The sequence below is a fragment of the bacterium genome (assembly GCA_020854115.1).
Classification (GTDB): Bacteria; Patescibacteriota; Saccharimonadia; order CAILAD01.
The window spans coordinates 89,143-102,286 of the sequence record JADZGC010000012.1 but is presented as its reverse complement, the minus strand read 5'-3'; the positions used below and the strand labels follow the sequence as shown (position 1 = coordinate 102,286).

Annotated in this window: 20 protein-coding genes; 2 read left to right on the top strand and 18 right to left on the bottom strand. The window is 49.6% G+C overall.

Annotated elements, in window-relative coordinates; all coding sequences use genetic code 11:
* Nucleotides 1-134 precede the first annotated feature (134 nt).
* The 9 genes from IT415_02545 to rpmG form a co-directional block, all read right to left on the bottom strand.
* Nucleotides 135-764 carry a hypothetical protein gene (locus IT415_02545; GenBank protein ID MCC7543564.1) on the bottom strand — a complete coding sequence of 210 codons (630 nt, stop codon included), beginning with the start codon at nucleotides 762-764 and terminating at the stop codon, nucleotides 135-137.
* Nucleotides 764-1,228 (bottom strand): RpiB/LacA/LacB family sugar-phosphate isomerase, encoded by a 465-nt coding sequence (locus IT415_02540; GenBank protein MCC7543563.1) that lies wholly within the window; start codon nucleotides 1,226-1,228, stop codon nucleotides 764-766. Before IT415_02540 ends, IT415_02545 begins: the two co-directional genes overlap by 1 nt.
* 57 nt (nucleotides 1,229-1,285) lie before the next feature.
* Nucleotides 1,286-2,305 carry a type I glyceraldehyde-3-phosphate dehydrogenase gene (gene gap / locus IT415_02535; protein ID MCC7543562.1) on the bottom strand — a complete coding sequence of 340 codons (1,020 nt, stop codon included), beginning with the start codon at nucleotides 2,303-2,305 and terminating at the stop codon, nucleotides 1,286-1,288.
* 111 nt (nucleotides 2,306-2,416) lie between these two features.
* Nucleotides 2,417-2,764, bottom strand: a complete 348-nt coding sequence (locus IT415_02530; protein MCC7543561.1) for a thioredoxin family protein — start codon at nucleotides 2,762-2,764, stop codon at nucleotides 2,417-2,419.
* The gene (locus tag IT415_02525; GenBank protein MCC7543560.1) at nucleotides 2,764-3,261 is read right to left on the bottom strand and encodes a vitamin K epoxide reductase family protein; all 498 of its coding nucleotides are present in this window, start codon (nucleotides 3,259-3,261) and stop codon (nucleotides 2,764-2,766) included. Before IT415_02525 ends, IT415_02530 begins: the two co-directional genes overlap by 1 nt.
* 5 nt (nucleotides 3,262-3,266) lie before the next feature.
* Complete coding sequence (locus IT415_02520; GenBank protein ID MCC7543559.1) at nucleotides 3,267-3,947, bottom strand: DsbA family protein; 681 nt, start codon at nucleotides 3,945-3,947, stop codon at nucleotides 3,267-3,269.
* A 52-nt stretch (nucleotides 3,948-3,999) separates the two neighbouring features.
* Complete coding sequence (locus tag IT415_02515) at nucleotides 4,000-4,251, bottom strand: hypothetical protein (GenBank protein MCC7543558.1); 252 nt, start codon at nucleotides 4,249-4,251, stop codon at nucleotides 4,000-4,002.
* Nucleotides 4,248-4,958 carry a hypothetical protein gene (locus IT415_02510; GenBank protein MCC7543557.1) on the bottom strand — a complete coding sequence of 237 codons (711 nt, stop codon included), beginning with the start codon at nucleotides 4,956-4,958 and terminating at the stop codon, nucleotides 4,248-4,250. The genes IT415_02515 and IT415_02510 overlap by 4 nt, the downstream gene beginning before the upstream one ends.
* Nucleotides 4,959-5,021: 63 nt before the next feature.
* Nucleotides 5,022-5,195, bottom strand: a complete 174-nt coding sequence (gene rpmG / locus IT415_02505; GenBank protein ID MCC7543556.1) for a 50S ribosomal protein L33 — start codon at nucleotides 5,193-5,195, stop codon at nucleotides 5,022-5,024.
* A gap of 121 nt (nucleotides 5,196-5,316) precedes the next feature.
* Here rpmG and IT415_02500 point away from each other — a divergent pair, with 121 nt between their 5' ends.
* A complete protein-coding gene (locus IT415_02500; protein MCC7543555.1) occupies nucleotides 5,317-6,036 on the top strand; it encodes a (d)CMP kinase in 720 nt (239 codons plus the stop codon).
* 36 nt (nucleotides 6,037-6,072) lie between these two features.
* Here the strand turns inward: IT415_02500 and xth are convergent, their stop codons facing one another.
* From xth to IT415_02460, 8 genes are all read right to left on the bottom strand, one after another.
* Nucleotides 6,073-6,867, bottom strand: coding sequence for an exodeoxyribonuclease III (xth, locus tag IT415_02495; GenBank protein MCC7543554.1), 795 nt, complete (start codon nucleotides 6,865-6,867; stop codon nucleotides 6,073-6,075).
* A 77-nt stretch (nucleotides 6,868-6,944) separates the two neighbouring features.
* Nucleotides 6,945-7,175, bottom strand: a complete 231-nt coding sequence (locus tag IT415_02490) for a hypothetical protein (protein ID MCC7543553.1) — start codon at nucleotides 7,173-7,175, stop codon at nucleotides 6,945-6,947.
* 241 nt (nucleotides 7,176-7,416) lie between these two features.
* Nucleotides 7,417-7,737: a hypothetical protein gene (locus tag IT415_02485; GenBank protein MCC7543552.1), complete on the bottom strand. Its 321-nt coding sequence runs from the start codon at nucleotides 7,735-7,737 to the stop codon at nucleotides 7,417-7,419.
* A 396-nt stretch (nucleotides 7,738-8,133) separates the two neighbouring features.
* The gene (locus IT415_02480; GenBank protein ID MCC7543551.1) at nucleotides 8,134-8,292 is read right to left on the bottom strand and encodes a hypothetical protein; all 159 of its coding nucleotides are present in this window, start codon (nucleotides 8,290-8,292) and stop codon (nucleotides 8,134-8,136) included.
* A 96-nt stretch (nucleotides 8,293-8,388) separates the two neighbouring features.
* Nucleotides 8,389-9,552 carry an MFS transporter gene (locus IT415_02475; protein MCC7543550.1) on the bottom strand — a complete coding sequence of 388 codons (1,164 nt, stop codon included), beginning with the start codon at nucleotides 9,550-9,552 and terminating at the stop codon, nucleotides 8,389-8,391.
* 25 nt (nucleotides 9,553-9,577) lie between these two features.
* Nucleotides 9,578-9,985: a DUF1761 domain-containing protein gene (locus IT415_02470; GenBank protein ID MCC7543549.1), complete on the bottom strand. Its 408-nt coding sequence runs from the start codon at nucleotides 9,983-9,985 to the stop codon at nucleotides 9,578-9,580.
* A 111-nt stretch (nucleotides 9,986-10,096) separates the two neighbouring features.
* On the bottom strand, nucleotides 10,097-10,357 hold the full coding sequence (locus IT415_02465) for a DUF1653 domain-containing protein (GenBank protein MCC7543548.1): 261 nt from the start codon (nucleotides 10,355-10,357) through the stop codon (nucleotides 10,097-10,099).
* Nucleotides 10,323-11,594 (bottom strand): prolyl-tRNA synthetase, encoded by a 1,272-nt coding sequence (locus tag IT415_02460; protein MCC7543547.1) that lies wholly within the window; start codon nucleotides 11,592-11,594, stop codon nucleotides 10,323-10,325. Before IT415_02460 ends, IT415_02465 begins: the two co-directional genes overlap by 35 nt.
* A 103-nt stretch (nucleotides 11,595-11,697) precedes the next feature.
* On the opposite strand from IT415_02460, the gene IT415_02455 reads away from it, so the two are divergent.
* Nucleotides 11,698-12,111: a hypothetical protein gene (locus tag IT415_02455; GenBank protein ID MCC7543546.1), complete on the top strand. Its 414-nt coding sequence runs from the start codon at nucleotides 11,698-11,700 to the stop codon at nucleotides 12,109-12,111.
* 10 nt (nucleotides 12,112-12,121) lie between these two features.
* On the opposite strand, the gene IT415_02450 is transcribed toward IT415_02455, so the two are convergent.
* A complete protein-coding gene (locus IT415_02450) occupies nucleotides 12,122-13,120 on the bottom strand; it encodes a tRNA-dihydrouridine synthase (GenBank protein MCC7543545.1) in 999 nt (332 codons plus the stop codon).
* Between the last annotated feature and the right edge of the window lie 24 nt (nucleotides 13,121-13,144).

Genomic DNA, 13,144 nt, shown 5'->3' with positions numbered 1-13,144 from the left:
GGTATCTACAACATATTCTTGATCGTGCGATGCGCGAGCTCGTCGTATCTGCTCGAGCTCAACCGGGAGGCTACGATGCAGCTTGTCGTCTTTGCTATGAAGAAATTGTTCACCCTCGCGTGGCATAAATCCTCCTAGCTCAAAGCAGCAATTAGCTCGTGATACCGAGTCAGTACAGAATCAGCGCCAAATAAGTAAGAGTTGGTGCAAACGATGTCAAACTTCGCGGCGGCAATTTTCTTGAGTGTATCATCAGCTACCCCGCCATCGAGCCCTATTTCGAGATCTGCATTGAGAGCGCGCAGCTCAGCTACTTTTTTGAGCGCGGCCAGATGGAGTTTTTGACCTGCAAAGCCAGCTGGATAGGCCATAACCAAGACATGAGAGAGCTGCTCGAGAAATGGCTCGAGAGCTGATACCGGGGTCTCGGGGTTGATGGCAATCCCAGCGCGAATCCCACCCTTACTAATCCGCTCAATTGCTTCGGCCACACCATCGACAGCTTCGTACTGCACGATAATCGTATAGGGACGCAACTTAATCGCATAGCCGATGTGTTCATTTGGATGCGCGACCATCAGGTGTAGATCGAGTTTGAGTCCAGACGGTGGCTCAATTTCTTGTGGTAGGATTGTTTTATTGTCAACAAACACGCCATCGATAATGTCGAGCTGAAATCGATCCGTCAGCTGACGAACCAGATTGAGCTTTTGCCGATACCCAGCGGTAGTAGACTCCAGAATTGCCGGTACAACCTTCGCCATTAGTAACGCTCCTCAAGATCAGCGATTTGCTGAATGCGGCGATCATGACGCTCTGCGCCGGAGAACGGCGTCGTCAGCCAGACACGAGCTATCTCGACGAGCTCCTCCGCTGATACGTAGTCGTTCGGAAGCGCTAAGACATTCGCGTCATTATCATCTCGCGACTCAATAGCCACATGTTTCTCCCAAGCTAGCGCTGCCCGCACACCGTCGATCTTATTTGCCGCCATCGCCATACCTTCGCCCGACCGGCAAAGCAAAATGCCCATGCTGCCGGGCGTACTAACCACCGACTCACCTACCCGCTCAGCATACGGTGTAAAGTCATCATCCGGATCAAGCGCTGGCGCACCAAGATCCTCGATCGTGAACTCACCCTCCAGTGCGTTCACGAGCTTCTGCTTTGCCGCAAAGCCACCATGGTCAGCAGCAATAAAGACGGTCGACGGAACGTGCTTCGTCATATGCCTATTATACCTGGATTATACAGGTCTGTGTGAGTAATGCGTGTGCAAAATAAGCTATTTAAGCTTCTTGCCGACAAGCCCAACGAGCTCGACGAGTCGATTTGAGTAGCCCCACTCGTTGTCGTACCAAGCGACAACCTTCACCATATTACCCCCGACGACATTGGTAAGCTTCAGGTCAGCGATCGAGCTATGTGGGTTGCCCACGAAGTCTCTCGACACAAGCTCTTCTTCGGTGTAGCCGAGCACCCCACGGAAGCGCTCTTCTTTTGCGGCCTTTTTGATTGCCGCATTTACTTCCTCGATAGTTGCGGACTTCTTGGTCAGAAACGTGAAGTCAGAGAGCGATACCACAGGGGTAGGCACACGGATCGAAAGACCCTGGAAGACACCCTCGAGTGCCGGGAGCGCCTTAGCAGCAGCAATCGTAGCACCCGTGCTGGTTGGCACGATGTTTTCGGCAGCATTGCGACCTTCGCGGAGATCTTTAGCTGGAGCATCTTGCAAAGCCTGACTGGCGGTATAGCTATGCACGGTGGTCATCATCGCTTTCTCAATGCCAAACTCGCGCTCGATGACCGCCGCTACAGGAGTAATGCAGTTAGTCGTGCAGCTGGCGTTTGAAAAGACATGCTTGTTTTTCACGTCAATCGTATCTTCATTCACACCGATCACGTGGGTCGCAACGAGTGAGTCATCACCCTTGGCAGGCGCTGAAATGACGACTTTCTTCGCGCCAGCCTTTAGGTGTAAGCTCGCGTCTTCCCCCTTCACAAATCGACCCGTAGATTCGATCACAACATCTATATCCAGCTTCTTCCATGGCAGTGCACTCGGATCTTTTTCGGCAAAAACTTCTATCTTATGCCCACCGACGATAATGTGCTTCTCATCTGAGCTGACGTCCTTGTGATAGAGCCCATAGTTCGAGTCGTGCTTTAGTAAATGCGCCAGTACACGCGGCTCTGTGAGATCGTTGATTGCGACAATACGCATACCTGGCGTAGCAAAAGCCAACTTAAATGCATTGCGTCCGATACGTCCGAAGCCGTTAATAGCAACTCGAGTGGTCATGTGAGGAAAATCCTTTTGGTTAGTTATGCTTGAAAACGCTTACGTTTGTTTCCATTGTAACCACAAAGGAGTATGTACTCAAGCTTATAATATACGGCGAGATCGTGATGCTTAGGCTGTGTGTTTGTCTGGCATCTTAGAGTGCATCTGACAGACATTGTCTTTGCAATCAGCGCCTTGCGCAAGAGCAATGAGCGTTTCCTTATCCTGCACGCCGCAGAGCGCCTGCTTCGTCTGGGTATTTACGAAGCTCGGCACGGCCGAAAAACCGCCACATGCCGCCTCGATAATCTCAGCGTATTGTTTCATCAGTGCTTCGTTCTCAGGATGCTGCCATACCTCGAGACGCCTGATCTCCCCACCTAGTTCCTTATTCACATCATCAATCACCGGACGCATCGAGATGCAGTGCGGGCAAGTCTCACCGTAAAACTCGATCACATGACTAAAATCGGCCACTACCCTTCATCCTCCTCATTTTCTTTTGACTCATCATGCGCTGCCACTTGCGGCTTTGCCTCTGAACTGCGCCAATACCATATTGCTGTCAAAAAAATAAGCGTGCTCGTAAGGGCTGAAAGTAGGCAGTACTGACACCAAGCTTTGATGATAAATGCTTGAATACCAGTCAAAACGAGTGATACCACGAAGCCAATTGCGCCCCATCCCAACATAAAATACCTGTTTGGTCGCTGTTGATTCATTACAGCTACCAACATCATAAAGAGTACGAGAAGATAGAACCCAACCCCACCCAGAGCGATTGGTATATCACCAATGGTCGCAAACTTACTTGTCAGCACGCGTTCGCACCCACCAGTAAAGTTACACTGCAAGCCTAGCTTGGTATAGTGCTGGACCGTCAACAACGTAGCATCATATAGTCCAACAGTCGCCAGCGCTAACCACACCCACACCTGGACCGGAAGTTGTCGCCGAAAAGTCACCTCAGCCACGCGAACTACTGTGCCGCCTTAATTGCATCTTCGACAGCTTTCTTGAGTGCCGATGGATCACCCTTCAAGTCCAATAACTTGCCGTCGAGATAAAAGGTTGGTGTCCCCTTAAGCTTAAGTCTTGTCCCGAAATCCTTATCCCGCCTAATATCACCTTCACCGGCCTTATTATCATAGTCACTCTTAAATTGATCGACATTTAGGCCTATGCCACTTGCGTATGTAATGTATGTTTCTTTTGGATCATCTAGCTCTGACCAGTCGTCCTGTGTCTCAAACAGCTTATCGTGCATCTCCCAGAACTTCCCTTGCTTAGCTGCAGCTTCAGACGCGTACGCGGCTACTTGAGCGTTCTTATGCGGGCTCGGATACAGTGGGTAATGTTTAAACACTACCGTCAACTGGTCTTTGTATGTATTGCGAAGCTCTTCAACGGTTTTTTCGTAAAACTTACAAGCCGGACACTGGAAATCGGCAAACTCTGTAAGCACAATTTTCTTATCTGACGAGCCGTATATCTGGCCCTCTTTGAGAGCTGCCTTGTCCTCCTCACTTAATGCCACACTCGGCGACTGAGTATCTTCTGGCTTAGCGTCATTAGCTGGATTCGTCGCTGCACGAACCGCAAACACAATGATGCCGACTACAATCAATGTAAACAGGGCTGGAAGGATATATTTTTTCATGCACCGATTGTATCACAGATCAATGATCCGTCACCCGGAGCATGAAGATTCGCTAGAGATTACCAATATCTTTGGTGAGCGAATCAAGCTCGGCATCGATAGCATCAATATCTTGACGATCTATTTCGGTCGCTGCCGCCTTGATATCACTGGCTGATTGCACTGACTGCGTACTCGTATTGCTCGAAGTCTGTCGAGTGGGCTTCGGCTTTAAGGCAACAAATACTAATGCTCCTATGATGACCAGAATGGCAAGAATAATAATGACCTCGATTACCCCAATGCCCCTGCGCGCAGTCCTCATTGTGAATCTCCTTGTGGGGATACGCTTGGCGATACTGATAGTGTAACAGATGGGCTAGCGTTAGATGAGCTCGTCTCTTTGCCTTCTAGGACCTGTAGAATTGCCTGGAAATACGCCTTCACTGATTGTCGATACACCTTGATGGCTGCCTTGTAGACATCTACCTGGCTCTTGATTAGGGCTACCTGCTCTACTGCATCATCATTCTGGCACGAAAAGCCCGCGGCCGTCGCCTTGATACTCGCGACCGCATCATCTACCGCTTGAGATTTTGTAACGATGTCAGTCTTCAAAGCCTCTTCATTCTTAATCGTGATATTCTTCTTTGCCTTAAAATTTTCTACCCGAGCTAAAATTGTATCTATAGCTGATTTTACATTTGCGGTTTTAGTCTTAATTGCCTCGAAACGCTTCTTGGCATTAGCCTCTTTGACCTCACAGCGCTTGATACGTTGCTGGTCCTTATTCTTTTGTTGTTTCTCGCGAATTTCTTCTTTGATAACACTTATTTTTCGTAAGGCCTCTGCCCGGCCACGTTTGTCATCGAGCCCCGGGGTGTTTGTTGCTGTCGAAGATACCGCAGTCGATTTATCTGCATGACCTTCACCTTCTGGATGACTGCCATTATGAGCCTGAACCGACCCAGTAAATGCAGTTACCAACAGCACGAGGCACAGACCATACCCGAGTCGCTGAATGTATTTCATATATGACAAAACTACACCGCGCAGCAGTGTAGTGTCAAATAGATTATGCTTACAGTGCCGAGTCTAGCCGAGCTTGACTTTGCTTTCGACGAATTCTGCAACTTTGCGGATTTTCTTATCGTACTTCTTCATCGTTAGCTTATCCGGTGTCGAGGTTGCATTCTTCTTCGTGTAATACAAAGTACCCGTTTCTGGGTTCTTCAGTACTATGAGTTGGCGTGCTTGTTTCTTAGCCATAACGATTGATTATGTTATCAGATCTGACTAAAATTGTCTAGATATAAAGCTAGTCTATTGATTATTTTACTATTTGATTATATTATCGTACGGATAATTGCACCTACAGAAAGAGGTTCCGATGAATAAGGTGGTCATCACCATCGACGGCGGTGCTGGAACAGGTACTTCCAGCCTCTCCAAACGGATCAGTGCGCTGCTCGGTATCGAATGGCTGAGTAGTGGCGATCTCTACCGTGCTCTCACTTGGGGCTGCCTGGAGAATGGGGTCTCTTTCGACCCCGGACAGCTCAGCGCCGACGAGGGGCTGCCGCCAGAGCTCACGAGAGCATGCGCCGAGCTGGCACGAGACTTCGCGCCACACATCAAAGACGGCACTGTCGTGTCAGTGTGTGGTCGCCAAGTCGATGAGCAAATGTTGCGCAACATGAGTCCCTACGTACCCCACATCGCGAAGTTGCCGCTGGTTCGTGCTGAGATCGTCAAACTGCAGCACCAGTTCGCAAAGTATCGACCGGCAGCGATCATCGAGGGGCGCAACGTCGGTGTCGACGTCTTCCCAGAAGCACTCCGTAAGATCTTCCTCAAGTGCAACCCTACTGAAGCGCTTCGCAGACGCGCTGAGCATGACCATGCGATTGCAATCGAGGATGTCGCCGGCCGAGATCAGCTCGACCGCACACGAGCCGTCGCCCAGTTGCGTCCCGCGCCCGATGCCATCGTCTACGACACGACTGACACCCTCACCGAGCAGCTCGCCAAGAACGTGATTCTCTCCCTCAAGGACGTCCCTGTCGCTAGAGAGTTCATCGCTTCCTACCTCGTAAGGCTGACCGCCTAGCATAGTCCCCCCGACTTCGGTCGGGGGTGTTTTCTTTTATGCCTCTAGCTCGATACTAACTGGGCAATGATCGGAACCCATCACGTCGGGATGGATCTCAGCCGAAATTACTTTGTCTTTCAGGCTACTCGAAACAAGCACATAATCAATCCGCCAACCGACATTGCGGGCGCGCGCACCTCCAAAGTGTGACCACCAAGTGTAAAAACCATTGCCTTCTTTAAACAATCGCAAAGTGTCCACAAAACCCGCCTTCACAAAAGCATCAAATCCGGCACGCTCTTCATAGGTAAAGCCTTTCTTGCCGATATTTGGCTTTGGACGAGCCAGATCGTCCTCGGTGTGGGCTACATTCAGATCGCCACAGAAGACTACTGGCTTCTTCTTCTCAAGCTGCTGACAATACTCGAGAAAGGCCGGGTCCCAATGCTTCTCACGCAATGGCACTCGTGATAAATCGTCTTTGGCGTTTGGCGTGTAGACCGTCACCACATAAAACTTTTCAAACTCAGCAGCGAGTACGCGCCCCTCAGTAGATGCATCGCCATAAGAATCCTCAAGCTCGTACTTCTTGGCTATATCGTCTGGGAATCCATACAGTACCCCTACGGGCTTGACCTTCGTAAATATTGCAGTCCCCGAATACCCTGGACGAGTTGCCGAGTTCCACAACTCCTCATACTCAGGCAAATCGACTTCTGCTTGTCCTTGCTGCGCCTTAGTTTCTTGCAGGCATAATATATCTGGTTGATGAGCCTCGATAAAGGGCTTAAAAACGTCTTTCTTGAGCACGGCACGAATGCCATTTACATTCCATGAATAAATCTTGATTGTAGACATGCTACCAGTATACGAAAAAGCTGCTCCAGGGGATATCCCTGAAGCAGCCGTACATCACGTGGAGTACGTCACACTACCTTGAGCTGCGCGCCGACATCTCTGGCTAGCTCGCTCAGCGGCTCAACATGTTCAGGCTGACACGTCACTCGCAGCCAACCATCGCCAGGCCGGATCGACATTCGACTACAGTCACTGCGAAACGCCGCTTCGATGCGACGGCGCAGATTGCCGATGTCCCGCTTGCGTGCATGGATGGTCACCACGCACCTATCACCATGCCCACTTGCCTTCTTGCTCATCTGATGGCTCCTTCCAGCAATTTCGGGTAATCGAGGATGTAATAGATTCGCAGTCGAGCAAACGCATCATACGCTTGCTCCAGGCTTGCAAAATGAATCCGAAATACTTTACCGTCACGATGCCGGACGTCGGAATAGGCGATCCCTTTCGCGGTGAGCATATCAACGATCTGCTCACAAGCTGAAAGTGGGCACGCTGCCAGAGGGAAGCTACTCCGATCCGTCAGCTGCAATACGGCGTTCATGTCCACGCCACCCAGTTCGAGAGTATTGATGAGATGCAATAGTTATCGATCGTCATAATGTAGCCAGCCACACAGCCATGCAGCAGCAGCCAACCCAGCCACACGATTGCATGCGCAAATTCCTCGCACTCGGCATGAGTTCGAGGCCGTTCAACGCCGTCAACGCTCGGCAACTCGATACCACATTCCAGCGTTGTTGCTCGTCCACGCTCGCGGAAATCACGATCTTGAACAATCAATCGTCTCGCCCATTCGTACGGATCATCCGACCAGTCACTGTCCGACCTGGGGATTACTGTCACTCTAAAGACCTGCATGATGCTCCTCTTGGTTTTGTGTAGGTGCGGGTTCGAAAACAAAAAGCGCCTCGGGGTGAGGCGCTTGTGCTTCGTCTTCGATTGATCGAATCGTTAGTCGTCAATACGGACGTAAACAGGCGCCTCTTTGCGGAGGAGCTTGTTGACGATAATTGTAATGACAGCTTGCAGACGACTCATGGAACTAGAGTACGACGAAAATAGTATAAACGCAAGTATTTCGGACCTTTTTTTAAAACACATTTTATGTGCCAAACAAGAAACCCACCGGCTCGTCGGTGGGTTGTCAGCATAGATGTGTGTATCGATATAAAATGAAGGAATGATTCCGCGTGGACAAGACGAGGCTGCTTTCCTACGTCTGATATTTGTCCCGCGCCCCTTTAAGGAAGGCCTTTAGCGAGCTATTTGTCGCTGTTTGAGTTTTAGCGCGTTTAAGCGCTCGGCCTTAAGAGCCCATTTGGTCGCCATCTCATCCAACAGCTCATCGATCGTGCGCATGTCGTGTACTAGATTTTTTGGTGCTCTTCGGTTGCGACGGGTTAGTTTTTTCATAAAACCTCCTTTCGTCTTACCGTGACTATATATTCGCATGCGAAGTCTGAGAAATCGGTGAAAAATCTCACATGTTGTTCGGTTTTATGCAGATTCTTAGACTGTATGTTGAGCTTTTTCGCGCAATCCCAGATAGAGAGGTACTGCTATGAAGGTAAACAAAAATCCGACTTCGATCTTGCCTGTCAAAAAGACGACTGTGCAGACCAAAAACCGTCCAAGAGCAATGAAGATCTGACGAAACAAAAAGTAATTTGATATGTCGGATGACTGTTTAGCTTCAGCATAGACAACCTTTTCGAATGACTCATCAAGCAAATGATAACTGAGCTGACTGTATGCGTTGAGTAAAAATACTCCGATCGGCGAAAAAGCCAGGATTCGGATCAACCAGCTTGGAGCATGCAATAGCACTCCAAAGGTAATCGCTTTTTTTGGATTGCGATCTACTCGCCTCCCAAACCACACCACCACACCGATCATCATGAGGGACGTCACGGTAAAGACTGCACCAACCTCGACCACACTCTTCAGCGCGAGATAGATATAGAGCGGCCAAAACGTCTCAGTAGCAATCTGCATCGCACCAAATGCCACATATGCCCAACCCTTCTCAGCCACGTCCGCCCGCTTAAGCCTCCGCCATGAAAACTGTGGCTTTGGAGTCTTGATATCTTTTGTCATAAACAACGGCAGTATTGCGAGTACCGTCATAACTGCAGCCACATAAAACGATGAGGCAAATGAGGAGCTGACGATAACAAGTGAGCCAGCTAATGGCCCCAGTGCAGACGCCAAGATAACCACTGCTTTGGTTAAGGATATCTCCCTACCCTCCGCCTGCCTGTCTACGCTTTTCGTGAAGTCCACATGATACGCAGCCCAAAACAAGCCTGCAGCAAAGGCAAAGAGAAGCGTCGGCAACACTAGATACCCACCTACTTGCTTGAGTACGCTCACCGAAAACATATAGCCAATAAAGAGAATGTCAGCCGCGGCCATGGTTTTCTTCACGCCAAGCTTATGATTGAGCACAAGCCCAACAGGCGTTGCGATCAGCATACCGATAAACTCTATGAGATAGAAGAGCGCGATAAAACGGACTGAGAAGCCAATCGTTAGGAGATAAATCGGTATAAATACTAACACCAAACTACGAGCCAGGGTCTTGAGGAAAGTAGCGATATACAGTTCATCAAGCTCACGATTGCGCAAATAGCGCAATAAGTTATAACCCGGTACGGCGAAGTGCTGGCTCATCGATGACTACGCGCTTAAGATAGTGCTAATTAGGTAGTGCTACAAGGATAATACCCATCCCAATCATGGCGACCAAGGTATAGCCCAGATCAATTGCAACAAGCTTCTTGCTGCGGCCAGCAAACAGCGTGTGGATCACATGAGTCGGGAAGATAAAACCAGCCCAAATCCAGAATCCAGTCACAGCGCCTTCTACCCAGGTATCAGCTGCTACATACTGCACAAATAGAGCTAGCACATAGCTCACGAGCAACCAACAAAGCATTGTCACGAGATAAATCTGTCCGCCAGACTTCGACAGATCTTCTTGCGTTTTGTTGACCAGTTTCATCCACTCTTTGCCAAGTAGTGGCCCATACCAAACGGCGCCAACGATCATCGAAAAAGCCGTCGCAGCGAGTACACCCCAAAGATTAATAGTGACTGGTTCCATGTTTTCCCTCCTTAAATATATCTGTTCTATAGCTTAGGCGTATTATGCCCTAAGCTGGCAGCGGATGGCAAGCTTAGGGCTGGTTTGAGACTATTCACGAGCGGCTGCAAGCTAGACAGCCGGGCCAATATACTTGAAGCGTGGGCGAATGACTCCCTCGACCGTCATTGATGCAGTGAAATCATCAAGTGGCCGTAGCCAAATCTTGCCTGGGGCTTTGGGCATGTCGTAGAGCGACACATAGACAACGTGCGGCTCGAGATTTGATTCAAGCATAGCTACAAAAAGCACGAGATAGCGCTGACCCTTGTAGTGTTCGTAAACCCCTGTCTTGAAACTAGGCGTTGAGCTCGGCGAGTTTGTGCTTGGCATTGATGAGCTCCACGTTATGCTGGGTGAATAGTCCACGTCGACTCATGACTTCGACTTCTCCATGCTGAAGCGTTTTGTCAGAAATGACAAGCCGAATCGGGCAACCGATGAGCTCCGCGTCAGCAAACTTACCTCCTGCAGAAAGATCCGCTCGGTCGTCAAACAATACTTCATCGACCCCCAAGTCTTCATAAAGCTCTGATGCGGCCTTGTGTGCATCCTCGCCCCCGAGCACCACTAGATGATACCGATACGGAGCAACGGCTCCTGGCCACGCTAGACCCTTTTCGTCAGCAAATTTCTCAGCAATGATCCCGATCAAGCGACTCGTCCCGATACCATAACTACCCATCCATACCGGATGGCGTTCATTTTTCTCATCCGTATACTCAAAGCCCAGTGCCTTCGAGTATTTCGTGCCAAGCGGAAAGATATTGCCGGCCTCACTAGCGGTGACTTCTTCGAGTGCACTAAAGTCCACACCGAGTTTTTCAGCATCCTCTGGGGTTGTGACTTCTTTGTTGTAGGCTATCTTATTTGCTCGATCGAGATAAATTGTATCCTCGCCGGCTGGCAGTACGACTTGAAACTCGTGTGAATAATCATCGGTAAAATCACCTCCCGAGGCATAGCAAAGAAATGTATCCGCTCCAAGCCCAAGCCGCTGATACACGCGCATGTAGACAGGCTTTATCGCCTCGTAGAATTCCTTCAGATCGGCTTCGTCACGATGGAAGCTATAGAGATCCTTCATACGAAATTCTCTTCCGCGCAAGAGACCCGACTTAGCTCGTGCCTCATTACGAAACTTCGTCTGTATCTGATAGACAGCCCGAGGTAAATCTTTATAACTCGCGACGAACTCCTTGAGTATTGGGGTAATCACGTCTTCGTGTGTTGGATTGACGATATAGGTAGCATCATTTCTCTCTCGACTCGCCTCATTTCCGCCGCGAGCCTCGAAGATTACATCGACTGTTTCGAGTCGACCGGTATCACGCCAACGTTCTTGGCTCGTGAGTGTCGGCATAAGCAACTCGACACCAACGGTGTTCATTTCTTCGCGTACTATCTGCTCGATCTTAGTGAGCACGCGCAGACCAAGTGGCAAATAATTATACACCCCGGCAATTTCTTGCTTGATGTAGCCAGCGCGAGTGAGTAAGCGCGCGTTAATTGACTCCGTTTCTTCGGAGATATTTTTTGAGGTTTTCGTAAAAAGTTGACTCAGTCGCATAGCTGTATTGTATCAGAAAGCATTCATAACTCGATAAGATCGCCGGTGATACATTGCCGGACAGTTAAAAGTATGTACAATAACACTCAGACCTCATCACACTATGAAAGGAGGTGGCACCTTGCTGGCTAGTTCGCCACGTTATTTCATCTGTTCACATTTGCCATGTACGCAGCGTTACTTCTTCGGCGCCAAGTTCATCGAGATTGTGCGCCTCGGACGAGACCGCGAGGGTTGGGTCTTCTGGCGCTGCCCATCATGCAATCAGATCAATAGTAACCTCGTTACGACGCTGGAAATCTGGCGGCTCAAGCGAGCACAACACAACGGGCATATTCGCGACATCTACAGCCCAGAGTTTTGTACTCATATCATTACGTTGTCTTCGTTGTATCAAGAGGCACCTGAGATCTCACCAGAAGAATTCGAAGAGATGCTCGCAACGATCTACTCTTCCAAACTTGACGATGATGTCTACGATCTATGCCTCTGCATGCAAAATGACCGCATGGATTAAGCCCCGGAACCTACAATCGGTTCTGGGCAATTTTTTTATCTAAGATTCCGCGAGCCTGAACAATATCCTTGCACACCATGAGTTGATTACGCATTTCGGCTGCGCCATCAAAACCCTGAATGTAAATTTTGAAGAATCGCTTCAGAGGCTCAAACCGTTTCTCACCATCTGTCCACGTCTGCTCAAAGAGCTCCAGGTGACGCAGAAGCGCCGCGATGCGATCTGACTTCGAGTGATCACTCGCTTCAGGCGAGAAAGCCCATGGGTTATGAAAAATACCACGGCCGATCATCGCCCCCTCTACACCCGAGCCACTGAGCTTCTGCTTCGCATCCGCACGATCCGCGATATCGCCATTCATGATCAGGATAGTCTGAGGCGCAATCCGATCTCGCAGTGCAGCAATCTGATCAGCCAATTCCCAGTGTGCATCGACCTTGCTCTGTTCCCTCACGGTCCGTAAATGTACAGTCAGTGCAGTGATATCTTGCTCGAGCAAGAACCCAAGCCAACCCTCGATGTCTACGTCTGTAAACCCAAGTCGGGTCTTTACGCTAACTGGCAGATTACCGGCACCCTTCTTCGTGGCAACAATGATTTCTGCCGCCAGATCCGGCGTGCGTATCAACCCCGAGCAAGCGCCAGTCTTAATCACGTCACGCACTGGACAACCCATATTGATGTCAATCCCGACAAACCCCCGCTGGCTCAGCTGCTGTGCTGTCTGATTATATTTTTCGGGCATCGTACCCCAGATCTGCGCTACGATGCCTTGTTCACCATCAGCCAAGCGTAATCGTCGCTCCACAGCGTGTCGTCCGGGCGAACAAAATCCTTCCACACTCGCAAACTCAGTAAAATACACATCCGCAGGCGCGAGCTCCGTAACAAGCTGACGAAATACGAGATCGGTTACATCATCCATCGGTGCCAATGCACAAAACGGCTGTTGCTTCTCGGCGAGTGCTTGCCAGAAATTTTTACTGTTCGAAACATGAGCTTTTTTCATAATTGATAGAGTCTACCAGATAGG